We start from the raw sequence: 12,451 nt of genomic DNA on the forward strand, positions 1-12,451 counted from the left end.
TTTCCACTTTCTGAATCAGTCCTCTTTCTATTCCCACTGCGCCGGGCAGATTGTTCATGATTAAAATTTCCCCATATGGACAAACTTTAGATACGATAGGTCGGAATGTGGGAGGTATACTTTCTTGGAAAGAATAAATTGTGATTTCTCACCGATGAAAGAAATCTTAATAGAGGATATTACTAATCTCATAACAGCATTACAGAATAACATGGAGGCAATCGTAGATGAGAATAACTGCCTCCTCAGCAATTTCGAAAAAACGAAAGAAGACTTTCTGTCCATTGAAATGAAAGCTGCCACCTTTTATTTGAATTGTTATCTGTCACCGTTTACAGACAAGTATCCAGAATTGTCAGTATGTGTACAAAACTTGTCGAGATTGAGACATGGTGGGTTAATTGTGATTGAACGGGAAGACTCCCTTGAATCTTTAGTAAAACCCGGCATTTCAATAGGAGCGGAGTTGACACATACCTTGCTTGAGTCCATCTTTTATCCAGGAAGTCCCCTTCATGATGGTGCTGTAATGGTGAATCAGAACCAAATCGTTTCTGCAACAAACGTCCTCCCTTTATCCGGGAGATTTACAGGTGATCAAAAACTCGGTACGCGGCATCGTGCCGCCTTGGGGTTAACCGAACAAAGTGATGCCCTCGTTCTTGTAGTATCTGAGGAGACGGGCAGAGTTTCGTTTGCTTTCAAAGGGGAACTTTATCCGATAATGACTCAAGTTATGTGATGATAGTAGCCCATTTATTCGCACATCAGGCGGTTTCAACTATACTAAAAACCCGCGCTTCCGTTTCCACGGGAGTGCGGGTCTTTTTCATTAAACTCAGGTCTGCATGGGACGGACAATTAGCATATTATTCTCGGACTTCTCCTCCATACTTATCAATCCCATAACCAACCACTGCAGCTACAAATGCCGGTACGATCCAGCCTAGCCCGTGCTCGAAGAACGGTACAACGTCTAGCAGCCATCCGGTTAAGGCTTCCCTCTTATAACCGATATTTGTCATTACCTCGTAAAATGCAAAGATTGCTGTCACAGATACCGAAAGTCGGTACATCATCTTCTCTCCGCCCGCAAAATGCTGGAACAAGGATAGAATCACTAACACAATGGAAATCGGGTAAATGAAAACCAATAATGGAACTGCTAAACTAAGAATCGTATTCAACCCTAAATTGGACACTAGCAAGCCGATTAACACAAAAATAGCGACATACGAACGGTAATGAATTTTCGGATAAATTTCGTTGAAGAATCTCGCACAAGCATTGATCAAGCCAACACATGTCGTCAAGCATGCCAGAGTTACAATTAATCCAAATAGAAGCCCGCCGCCACTGGCGAACAATAAGTCTGATGCGACTGTCAAAATTTCAGCACCATTTGCAAAGCCATTTTCGTTCGGTATAACCTTGCCGATCCACCCTAATGAAACATATACAACTGCTAGTCCGAGGCCAGCTATGATACCAGCCCATAATGTTCCTTTCACAAGCTCAGACTTGGATGCCGCGCCTTTATCCTTCAAAGCATTGATGACGACAATTCCAAACGCCAGCGCCGCCACAGCATCCATCGTGAAATATCCTTCCACGAATCCTTTGACAAATGGATTAGTCGCATAATTCTCCGCCGCAGGAGATGCGATATTTTCAAATTTCATGAAGGCACGGATTACGAGCAAAGCCAATACGAGCAATAAAATAGGAGTCAAAAGCTGTCCGATGCGATCGACGATTTTCTTAGGATTTAAGCTAATGAAATACGTCACTCCGAAGAACACCAATGAGAATATGAGAAGCGCGACCCAGCCATTGACGTCTACAATTTGTTTGACACCAAGCTCATAAGCAACATTTGAAGCTCTCGGTATCCCATAAAAAGCCCCGATCGACATATAGATGATAACTGCAAAAACCAAGCCGAACAGTCTATTCACCCGGCTCCCAATAGATACTAGTCCATTTTCAGACAATGCGATGGCCATGATTGCCATGAACGGTAGCAGTACACCGGTAATTAGAAATCCGGTAATCGCCGGGCCGAAATTATTCCCCGATTCCAATCCTAGAAGAGGTGGAAAGATAAGATTTCCCGCCCCAAAAAACAATGAAAAAAGCATGAGCCCTGAAAATAACACATTTTTTCTAGTCATCCGTAAACCCTCCTAATTCTTTGCGAAAACACCATCTACTTCAACAGTCTCAAATATATTTATAAACGCAGTCTCGTCATAATCACGTACAATCTTTTTCACTTGCAACATTTCATAACGTGTAACAACCGTCATTAAAATATGTTTCTTTTCTTGGGTGTAGCCACCATACCCTTCCGTGATTGTAATGCCTCGGTAGATGGATTTCAATAAATCTTCCCGGATTGCCTCACCCTTCGAAGTGACAATCTGCATCGTCAGTTTAATATGATTCGTGTGGATGCTATCAATCAGTTTGCCCGTCAAATAGATGGATAAAAGTGTGTATAAGGCAATATCCCAGTTTAATACGGCACCGGAAATAAGAACGATGACGCCGTTCATGCCCGTTAGAAGAAGGCCAATACTTATATTGCTCGTTCGGGAAAGAATGATTGCAATAATATCAAGCCCACCGGACGTTCCAGAGTATTTCAATATCAAGCCAACACCGATTCCACTTATGACCCCGCCAAAAATCGTCGATAACAAAATATTGTCTGTCACAGCAATGACTGGCAGCATGTATAAGAAAAATGAAAGTGACACTACACACACGAGCGTATTAAGCGTAATCAACCTTCCCAATTTAAAATATCCTAAAATGAGCAATGGCAGATTTAGCAAGAGATTCATTACACCGATATCAAATGGAGTAATCAACCCAATCAAAATAGCTATCCCACTAATTCCACTGCTCAGTATCCCATATGGGACGAGAAAAAAATTGAAAGCAAATGCTACAATTAACGAACCAGCGACGACAACTACATTTTTCATAACGATGAACCTCCCTAGTAATATGTGACTTAACTCTCGAGTTTTCCACATAAAAAAACTCGCCCCTAAATCAGGGACGAGTTTGTGCTCGCGATACCACCCATTTTCCGCAAGTTCCCCTATAGAAGAAACAGTGCGGCGCTCAGTCAACGTACGATCATACGTGTTCCATATAACGGTGGAAATCCGGTAAAGCTTACTGTTTTCAGCTTTACATCTCGGAGATGATTTTCGGATAAGATCTGTCCATCGACTTTCACCAAGCGTCGACTCTCTAGAGAACAGGGTTCTTCTCTTACTATTTCTCGTCACAGATTATTGTTATTACAATACAATCTAGCAGAGAGTGATTCGAAAAGTCAATATGCTTTAGTAACTTCGGAATTTTCTGCCCACTAACCAACTAGCACAGCTGATTTTTCAGGACGAATTCTGACACCGGTTTCCTTATCAAAAAAGTGGGCGCAATCCATATTGAACGTCAAATAGACGTCTTCACCAGCAGTCACATTCGTTCGCGACTCGACTTCAGCAATCATTTCTTGGGTGCCGAGCATCGAATAAAGGAGTGTATCAGCCCCAGTGAGCTCAGAAACGATGATTTTAGACAGGATTGAGTTCGTCAATTCCGCCTCTTCCTCGCCTGTCAACAGATGGATATGCTCCGGCCGAATTCCCAACGTCAGTTCTTTGCCGGCATAACCTTGCTCCCGCAAGTACGCCATCTTCTCTTCGGGTATAGTAATATATACATCATCCGCTACGAATTGGCTATCCACAATCCTTCCATCAAAAAAGTTCATGGAAGGCGAGCCGATGAAGCCGCCAACAAACGTGTTTTCCGGGTTATCGTATACGTCTTTGGGCGTTCCAATCTGTTGGATGACACCATCCTTCATGATGATGATTCGGCTCGCCATTGTCATTGCTTCCGTCTGATCATGTGTGACATAAATCGAAGTCGTTTTCAGCCGCTGATGTAGCTTAGCGATTTCAGCGCGCATTTGGAAACGCAGCTTCGCATCAAGGTTTGAAAGCGGTTCATCCATAAGAAACAGTTTGGCGTCCCTGACAATTGATCGTCCAAGTGCGACACGTTGCCTTTGCCCGCCCGACAGCGCCTTCGGTTTCCGATGAAGAAGATCCTCAAGTCCTAATAGTTCAGCCGCCTCTTCTACACGCTTCTTTATTTTGTCCTTTTGGAACTTCCTAATCTTCAACCCGAAAGCCATATTATCAAAGACCGTCATATGCGGGTAGAGAGCATAGTTTTGGAAGACCATCGCGATATCCCGGTTTTTCGGCGGGACATCATTCATCAGCTTCCCGTCGATGTAAAATTCACCGGATGAAATTTCCTCCAAGCCTGCAATCATCCGCAGAACGGTCGATTTCCCACATCCAGAAGGTCCGACGAGAACGATGAATTCACCGTCTTCCACGGTCAGATTAAAATCGGAGACGGCAGTCACCTTTTTATCGAAATGCTTATATACGTTTTTTAACACAATTTTTGACATTCGGATACCCTCTTTCGTTAATGATCACAGGCTACTCGTCACTTCCCTCCAGACTGCAAGTTAATGCCTTGGATGAAGTACTTCTGGAAGAAGAAAAACAGAATGATGACAGGTAGGAGTACGAGGAGCGACCCCGCCATTAGATAGTTCCATTGTGTATTCATTTCTCCTTTGAACACTTGCAGTCCGAGCTGGAGCGTATAAAGGCTCTCATCGTTCAAATAAAGGAGCGGCCCTAAAAAGTCGTTCCATGCGCCATTGAAGGAAAAGATCGCTACGGTCGCAAGCGCCGGCTTCGTAAGCGGAAGACCAATCGTCCACCAAATGCGGAAATGGCTCGCCCCTTCTATTTTGGCCGCTTCGATCAGCTCGTTCGGAATCGTCATGTAAAACTGCCGGAGAAGGAAGATGAAAAATGCACTTCCGAAAAAGGCTGGAACAACAAGCGGATAATACGTATTGATCCATTGCAGTTTTGAGAATAGGACATATTGCGGAATGAGCGTTACAAATCCCGGAATCATCATCGTCGATAGGACAACGGCAAATAGGATGCCCCTCCCCTTAAATGGCACTTTAGCAAAGCCATATGCGATGAATGAGTTTACGAGGACGCTCCCGATCACGACAAGCATCGTTATCGTAATTGTATTGATCGCATAGGTATCGAATGGAGCTGCCTTCCATGTTTTGATATAGTTGCCCCAATTCCACTCATGAGGGTAAAACGTTGGCGGATACGTCATCACTTCCGCCATCGATTTAAGGGAAGTTGAAATCATCCACCAGATCGGTGACAGGATGAGGAGGCTTCCGGCTGCGAGCAGTATGAAATTAATGAGCGAAAGGAGCTTTCTTTTTGTATGTATATTGTCAAAATAAGCGGGTGCTGAAGCCGACCGCCTCGCATCCCTCTTTTTTGCTGCCACTTCAACTTCCTCCATCATCTCTCCTCCCCTTCGTAATGAACCCAGCGCGGTGCAAGCTTCAAGTTGATGATTGTAATTATGAAAACGATGATAAAGAGAATCCAAGACATCGCCATCGCATAGCCCATATCGAACGATTCGAACGCTTTTTTCCACATGTATAAGTTATAGAACAGCATGGAATTCACCGGTCCGCCCTCACCATTCGACATAACATATGCCTCCTGGAAAATTTGGAAGCCGCCGATTAAGCTCGTGACAATATCAAAAAAAATGACTGGCGTAATCATCGGGATTGTAATAAACCGGAATTGCTGCCAGCTGCTCGCGCCATCAATTTTCGCCGCTTCATATAATGATTTCGATACCCCTTGCATGCTCGCAAGGTAGAGAAGCATTCCTCCTCCAACACTCCACATCTTCATGAAAATAAGTGCCGGCTTCGTCCAATCGGGATCAAACAGCCAATTTGGACCCGGAATACCGAACCATCCGAGGGCGTTGTTCACCAAACCAGTTCCCGGATCGAGCAACTGCATCCAGAGAAGGTAAACCCCTACCCCTGAGAGTACTGCCGGTAAATAGTAGATCGTCCTGAAGAACCGGATGCCCGGTACGTCTTGGTTGAGCAAGGCCGATAAAAAGATCGCCCCGGCTGTCGTGAGCGGGATGGAAAACAGCACGTAATAGAGGGTGTTATATAAGGATGTCCAAAATAGATTATCGGCAGTGAACAGATTTTCGTAGTTTTCAAATCCGACGAAATCCATCTGGGATGTAATATTGTAGTTCGTGAAACTCGCCGCAAACGAAAAGATGAGCGGTCCCGCCGTGAAGGCGATAAATCCGACTATCCAAGGAAGTATGAAAACATATCCTTGCAGCCCTTCCATCCGTTTATAATTTAATTTCTTCCGCAATCAATTCCCCTCCCTGTGAAGTCTTTACGTAGTAAAAACGAGGAGAGCTTCTTTGCTCTCCTCATGCTTCCGTTCACTTGCTTTTCTCTATCAGTTTTTCAAGGGATTGCTGTGCGTCCTTCAACCCCTGTTCAATAGATTTCTTTCCAAGGAGAATCGAATCCAATTCGGGATTGACTAAATTCATGAAATCCGGCGCGTTCACAGGCACAGGCGTCAGGAGCGTATTTTCCATATTATCGATTGCCATTTGGTAAACAACTTTGTCCCTGTCCGGCATTTCACTGTTTTTAGCCGCATTTTCAGCAGCTTCGATATTCGCAACGTTGTCGAAGTTTTTCACAGCCCAGTATTCCTGCGCTTCTGCATCCGTCAAATGCTTGATGAATTCCCATGCTTCTTCCGGATGCTTAGAACCTTGCGGAATCTCAGCGACGAAACCGCCGCCCCAACTTGTATTGCCGCTTCCCGGCTCACGTTCAGGCAACATCGCTACACCAAAATCGAGGTCCGGCGCATAATCGCGGATCTGCGTGTAAAATGTCGGTGTATTCACATACATCGCAAGTTTGCCGTTAAAGAACGGGTTCCCTTGCTGGCTGTCGATTTGCGACTTATAGGAATTGATCGTATTGGCCCCGTACTTCTCATGCCAATCCAATACCCATTCAAGCGTTTCCCGGTTCGCTTCCGTATCGATAATCGGGGCACCGTCTTCATCGAAGAAGTTTTTTCCGTCTGAGTTCAGCATCCACACATCCGAGTTCACTCCCCAGAGTGGATAAAACCCGATCCGATCATATGTATCTCCGTTCTTAACATCCAGTTTTTCCGCATACTCCCAAAGCTCTTCCCAAGTAGCAGGTGGCTTTTCCGGGTCTAATCCAGCCTCTTTGAAAGCTGTTTTATTGTAAAATAGAATTCTTGTATCTGTATTGAAGGGAATGCCATATGAATCTCCTTCGTAAAGAGTTGCATTCCAAAGTTCTTCATAGAATCGATCCGAAATATCGTCTTTTTCAAGGAACTGCGATAGGTTCATCGCTTGATTCTTCTGGCCGCGGAGCGCTGTTGCATTGATGTCGTTAATGACGACATCAGGCGGGTTCTTGGCCGCGATTGCTGCCAGCTCCTTCGTCCATATGTCTCCCCATGGAACAAATGTATGCTTCACTTCAATCTTATCCTGAGATTCATTGAAATCCGCTACGATCTTATCGATGACCGGGCGCCTGATCTCAGAGCCCCAGAAGCTCCAAAAATCGATAACAACTTTATCCCCGCTGTCCGCGCTCTTACTGTCTCCGGTCTTGAAGCCGGCACATCCTGACAGGATCAGCAACATAACAAAGAACAACGGCATAAGTTTTTTCCTGAACACTTCCTCATCTCCTCCTCAATTTGAAGCACTTCTTACTAAAATTTACTTACCTACCTATCTACTTACCCAGTTAGCCTTTCAATAAACCTATTACTATAAAAAAATCGAAAATTCACGCTTACTATTAGTAGTCTGCCTGATATGATGATTCAAACTTCACAACAAAAAACCCCTTCCCGAAGTTGCTCGAGAAGAGGTTGTAGTAATCAATAATTATAGAATTAGGTTCGCCCATTGAACAGAACGAAATTTTATGGTAAGTTTATAAAGATAGTCCTCATTTTAATTAATATGAATATATTATCCCTACTTTAAGTATACCTCATAACCTATTTATCGGTCAACCCTTTTACTCATTTTCTTAAAGGAGTGTTTGCAATGGAGTCAAATTTTCAACGGGAGCAGCAAAGAGTGGACGAAGTTATGAAAGTCATTACGGGACGGATTCGCCAATTGGAGGAGGACACGTCACGTCAACGGAATGAGGTTGTACAGATCCGAAAGCATTTCTGGGATGAAGTCAAAGTCAATTTGGATACGTTTGACGATTACCTAGAAACAATTATCGGATTACGACAAGAAGCGCAAGCACTGGCTGTCAGCCAAACGACTCATCGTCATGCTTCCAAACGATTGGCGACGTTGCATCGGATGAGCGAAGCTCCTTACTTTGGCCGAATTGATTTCATTGAAGAAGGCGAGACAACTGAAGAACAAGTCTATATTGGAATTGCCACGTTATCTGATGATAGTGGTGAAGACTTCCTTATCTACGACTGGCGGGCACCGATTTCTAGTGTCTACTATGATTATCAGCCAGGCGACGCTTCATATGTAACCCCCGGCGGCGTAATCCAAGGCAGATTGGAGAAAAAGTGGCAATATCTTATTCGCGGCGGAGTTCTGCAATCGATGTTTGACACGAGTCTCACAATTGGAGACGAGGTACTGCAGCAAGTGCTAGGCAAAGGCACTAACAAACATATGCACAGCATCGTTGCTACGATTCAACAAGAGCAAAACAGGATCATCCGGCATGATCACCGAAAGCTTCTTATCGTTCATGGACCTGCGGGCAGCGGTAAGACATCAGCCGCCTTGCAACGGATCGCTTATTTGCTCTACAAATACCGTGACAGTCTGAATGCCGACCAGATCATTCTATTTTCACCGAACACATTGTTCAACAGCTACGTGTCCAATGTACTGCCCGAGCTCGGTGAAGAGAATATGCAACAAGTGACCTTTCAGGAATATGTAAATCATCGGTTAAGCAAGAATTATCAAGTTGAAAATCCTTATGTTCAATTAGAATACGTTCTAACTGCAACGGATTCTCCTTCCTATCAGTCAAGGGTAGCAAGCATCCGATTCAAGGCTTCACCCCTCTTCTTCGAAGCGATTGAAGCCTATAGAGAATCATTAGAGGGTTCCGGCATACTATTCAAAGACTTACTCTTACGAGGAAAAACGATTGTATCCGGGGAGCAAATTGCCGAACGGTTTTACCGGAAAGATACTTCCCTCCGCTTCCATAATCGGCTTGAAAAGCTGAAGGATTGGCTGCTGAACAAACTAAAAGAAGCACAAAAAGTTGAACAGCATGAATCTTGGGTGCAGGAGAGAATCGAACTGCTTAGCGATGAGGAATATAACAAAGCACATGCGTACTTAGCAAAAAAGCGCGGGTTTAAAAGAGACTCCATCGCCGATTATGAGATGGACACCAAAGAACTGTCCCAATTGATTGTACAGCAGAGATTAAAGCCTTTACGGAAACAGGTTCGGGAATTTGAATTCATCGATATGAAGGGCATCTATAAGCAGCTATTCGCCGATCCTCTGGCAATAAAACAATGGATGAACGGGGACACACCTACGGAATGGCCAGCCATCTGCCAAGCTACCCTAACTATGTTGGATGAAGATCAATTGTATTACGAAGATGCTACGCCATTTTTATTATTGAATGAGCTTATCAAGGGCTTTCAGGCGAATCGTACAATTAAACATATCGTCGTTGACGAAGCGCAAGATTATTCACCTTTTCAATTCGAGTTTTTGAGGCGATTGTTTCCATCAGCAAAGATGACGGTGTTAGGTGATTTTAATCAGGCGATATTCGCCCATGCAAGTGATACTTCTGATTTCAATATACTTACAAATATATTTGGTTCCGATGAAACGGAAGTGATCAATATGGCAAGAAGCTACCGATCTACAAAGCCGATCATTGAGTTCACACGGAAATTAGTGCCAAATGGAGATCAGATCGTCCCCTTCGAACGCGAAGGCGACAAGCCAGTTCTGAAGCAAGTGGATAATCATGTAGAGCTGCACCGCAGCATCGTTTCCAAAGTCGCTGATTACCAAGACGCCGGCTATAACACCATTGCAATCATAGGCAAATCAGCCGAGGAAAGCAGAAGTGCATTTGAAGCCTTATCGGCAATTGATGACATCAAGCTGTTAAAGATCGGTTCAATGGAATATGAGCAAGGTGTTATTGTCGTACCAGCATATTTGGCTAAAGGCATCGAATTCGACGCGGTCATCATTTATGATGCATCGGAGCATGTTTACGGCGACGAGAGCCTTCGCAGGATTTTCTATACCGCATGCACAAGGGCGATGCATGATTTGCAATTGTATAGCGTTGGAGAGCCGACCCCGCTGTTAGAAACCGTTCCACGGGATTGTTTCATCTTAGCTAAATAGGAACTTCAAAATTGTGAAGTTCTTCGGGAACTCCGGATATAAAACTGGCGTCCTTTTGTAGACGTAGTTTAAATATTTTTGATATTCTATATATAAATTCAGAGGAGGGGAAATTACATGAAATCCAAATTATTAATAGGTTCGATTGTTCTTGTGACTGGTATTTCAATCACGGTGGTATGTATATACACGGGTATGAAGAACGTAAGCGCCGACAACGAAATAGAGAACATAAAAATGGAGCACGCAAAAGCTGACAACGATATAGAGAACATAAAGGTTGTAGAAGAAACAAAGGAATCGACCGAACCCCTAACTAAAGCCTACGACAAGGAAGAAATCGGCATGTGGATTTCTGAAATAAATGCAATCCTTTCCGCACCGTTGGATGATCCTCGTTTGATAGAAGCGAACTACGACGAAGGGTTCGAATATTACTTGAAAGCACAACAAGTCAAGGACTTGTACCCAAATACAGAAGATTTAAGTGGCACTGAATTTGGAATTGAATATGATAATTTGACCATGTTTGCGAATTGGATATTGCATGAACAATTTGTTCGCACGGCTCATTTAGACTCGTACGGGCGAGCAAAGGAAGATACATCTCTTTCCGACAAATGGAAACCGGTCCATCATAATATGAGACAATCGTTCGAATACTTGAAGCAGCTAGCGAATGACCTTGACGTTGCGCTTAATCATGACGGGCAAGGCGAAACATTTGGCGTGACCCATCTATTGAAAGGCGACAAGGTTTCCGAAATGGAAGCCTTTGGCACAGGGAAATCGAGTAGGATGGATGATTGATTAACTCCCGACTTCTTCTCGCACCATGGAATCCTTGGAAACTCCGATGGAAGTACCCCTTATTTCAACTTATTGCAGTCGAGCCTACGGGTGCTTTTTATTATGGTAGAGTGACAAAATGAAAAAAATGATATATATCGCTTCCTTAACCTTATCCTCCATCGTTCTATTGTTTCTTATGATGAAGTTTTTTGGATTTGCTATTGTAGTCAATAGAACAATTATTGATAAATGGATGGCATTGATTGCCCTCTTTTCTTTACCTACTTCTATTCACATGTTAATAAATAAAGAAAACTTAAATATGTTGAATGTACGCACAATTCTTGTAGCAATCATCGTACTCATGTGGTGTAACTGGTCATTTCGCGTACAGCCTATTTATACAGCTTATGTCGAAAGTAATAATATTCTTGCAAAACCGTACTTAATCTCTGAAAAGAAGAATTCAAAAACACCACTAATTGAAGATGTTATTTATACTAAGTACACTATATATAAATCCATTACCCCCGTTCTCTTTAAAAAAGACTCAAAAGTCGTTGAGGAACGTGGCATAATAATGTTCAAGGAAAATATAGTAAAAACGGTTGAAATAGATGGAAAAATCTATATTAAAACTGACAATAGTCGTTTATTGCCGATTAAATAGCAGAGGACGCAAGTTATAAATTTTGCAGGTAGCGGGTGTCCTAGGTTTCCACTAAACCCAGTAGACAACCACCTTATAAAACTGTAACTTACTCCCGCAATCTTAGAAACCTCAATACAGATTGCCCGCGGACCATACACACTAAATTTTGGCAATTTAGAGCCTTTAGCCGCGGTGATGACTACAGTCTTTTGATTACAAGAGCCATTTGTATTTTTTCAATGGATCGACACCGCCTGTATCATCGGCATGATTTGATTGCTAGCGGTAAATAAAAAAACACCATAATACAGAAAAGGGTTGCCCAGAAAGTAAGTTTTCACTGACTTTCTGGACACCCCTTTTGTTATGCTTCCGTTTCTTGTAATGTACCTTTAAATCTCGTATACGGTTCCTTTTTCTTACTACGAAATCTAAGGTACATACTATATAAAAGCAGCGATATGATAATGAAAATGGTAATCATAGGCCGCGATGCTTGCACCTTGGAATACTTGAATGAAAGAAGGGGCTATCCTGCTCCTAGAT

General features: G+C 43.2%; 10 protein-coding genes and 1 other annotated feature. Of the genes, 4 read left to right on the plus strand and 6 right to left on the minus strand.

Going from position 1 to position 12,451, the window contains the following annotated elements; translation table 11 throughout:
• Positions 1–124: 124 nt before the first annotated feature.
• The gene (cdaS, locus tag OC538_RS10200) at positions 125–742 is read left to right on the plus strand and encodes a sporulation-specific diadenylate cyclase CdaS (protein ID WP_262174972.1); all 618 of its coding nucleotides are present in this window, start codon (positions 125–127) and stop codon (positions 740–742) included.
• A 127-nt stretch (positions 743–869) separates the two neighbouring features.
• On the opposite strand, the gene brnQ is transcribed toward cdaS, so the two are convergent.
• The 6 genes from brnQ to OC538_RS10230 form a co-directional block, all read right to left on the minus strand.
• Positions 870–2,174, minus strand: a complete 1,305-nt coding sequence (gene brnQ / locus OC538_RS10205; RefSeq protein ID WP_251692944.1) for a branched-chain amino acid transport system II carrier protein — start codon at positions 2,172–2,174, stop codon at positions 870–872.
• Between the two features lie 12 nt (positions 2,175–2,186).
• On the minus strand, positions 2,187–2,993 hold the full coding sequence (locus tag OC538_RS10210; protein ID WP_251692942.1) for a YitT family protein: 807 nt from the start codon (positions 2,991–2,993) through the stop codon (positions 2,187–2,189).
• A 69-nt stretch (positions 2,994–3,062) separates the two neighbouring features.
• Positions 3,063–3,314: a binding site (T-box leader), on the minus strand.
• A 74-nt stretch (positions 3,315–3,388) separates the two neighbouring features.
• Complete coding sequence (locus OC538_RS10215; protein ID WP_251692940.1) at positions 3,389–4,513, minus strand: ABC transporter ATP-binding protein; 1,125 nt, start codon at positions 4,511–4,513, stop codon at positions 3,389–3,391.
• A 38-nt stretch (positions 4,514–4,551) separates the two neighbouring features.
• On the minus strand, positions 4,552–5,457 hold the full coding sequence (locus OC538_RS10220; protein WP_251692938.1) for a carbohydrate ABC transporter permease: 906 nt from the start codon (positions 5,455–5,457) through the stop codon (positions 4,552–4,554).
• Positions 5,457–6,362 (minus strand): carbohydrate ABC transporter permease, encoded by a 906-nt coding sequence (locus OC538_RS10225; RefSeq protein ID WP_262174983.1) that lies wholly within the window; start codon positions 6,360–6,362, stop codon positions 5,457–5,459. The genes OC538_RS10220 and OC538_RS10225 overlap by 1 nt, the downstream gene beginning before the upstream one ends.
• A gap of 73 nt (positions 6,363–6,435) precedes the next feature.
• The gene (locus OC538_RS10230; protein ID WP_251692934.1) at positions 6,436–7,743 is read right to left on the minus strand and encodes an ABC transporter substrate-binding protein; all 1,308 of its coding nucleotides are present in this window, start codon (positions 7,741–7,743) and stop codon (positions 6,436–6,438) included.
• Positions 7,744–8,121: 378 nt separating this feature from the next.
• On the opposite strand from OC538_RS10230, the gene helD reads away from it, so the two are divergent.
• The 3 genes from helD to OC538_RS10245 all read left to right on the plus strand — a co-directional run bounded on the left by helD (position 8,122) and on the right by OC538_RS10245 (position 11,923).
• Positions 8,122–10,461 carry an RNA polymerase recycling motor HelD gene (gene helD, locus OC538_RS10235; protein ID WP_251692932.1) on the plus strand — a complete coding sequence of 780 codons (2,340 nt, stop codon included), beginning with the start codon at positions 8,122–8,124 and terminating at the stop codon, positions 10,459–10,461.
• Positions 10,462–10,578: 117 nt separating this feature from the next.
• A complete protein-coding gene (locus tag OC538_RS10240) occupies positions 10,579–11,271 on the plus strand; it encodes a hypothetical protein (protein ID WP_251692930.1) in 693 nt (230 codons plus the stop codon).
• A gap of 118 nt (positions 11,272–11,389) precedes the next feature.
• The gene (locus OC538_RS10245; protein ID WP_251692928.1) at positions 11,390–11,923 is read left to right on the plus strand and encodes a hypothetical protein; all 534 of its coding nucleotides are present in this window, start codon (positions 11,390–11,392) and stop codon (positions 11,921–11,923) included.
• The last annotated feature ends 528 nt before the right edge of the window (positions 11,924–12,451 follow it).

The organism is Saccharococcus sp. Marseille-Q5394 (assembly GCF_946901335.1).
GTDB lineage: Bacteria > Bacillota > Bacilli > Bacillales_A > Planococcaceae > Sporosarcina > Sporosarcina luteola_C.

Coding starts and splice junctions, on each gene's coding strand:
- OC538_RS10220 (WP_251692938.1), bottom strand. CDS start 5,457: ATGGAGGAAGTTGAAGTGGCAGCAAAAAAGAGGGATGCGAGGCGGTCG.
- OC538_RS10210 (WP_251692942.1), bottom strand. CDS start 2,993: ATGAAAAATGTAGTTGTCGTCGCTGGTTCGTTAATTGTAGCATTTGCT.
- brnQ (WP_251692944.1), bottom strand. CDS start 2,174: ATGACTAGAAAAAATGTGTTATTTTCAGGGCTCATGCTTTTTTCATTG.
- OC538_RS10240 (WP_251692930.1), top strand. CDS start 10,579: ATGAAATCCAAATTATTAATAGGTTCGATTGTTCTTGTGACTGGTATT.
- OC538_RS10215 (WP_251692940.1), bottom strand. CDS start 4,513: ATGTCAAAAATTGTGTTAAAAAACGTATATAAGCATTTCGATAAAAAG.
- helD (WP_251692932.1), top strand. CDS start 8,122: ATGGAGTCAAATTTTCAACGGGAGCAGCAAAGAGTGGACGAAGTTATG.
- OC538_RS10245 (WP_251692928.1), top strand. CDS start 11,390: ATGAAAAAAATGATATATATCGCTTCCTTAACCTTATCCTCCATCGTT.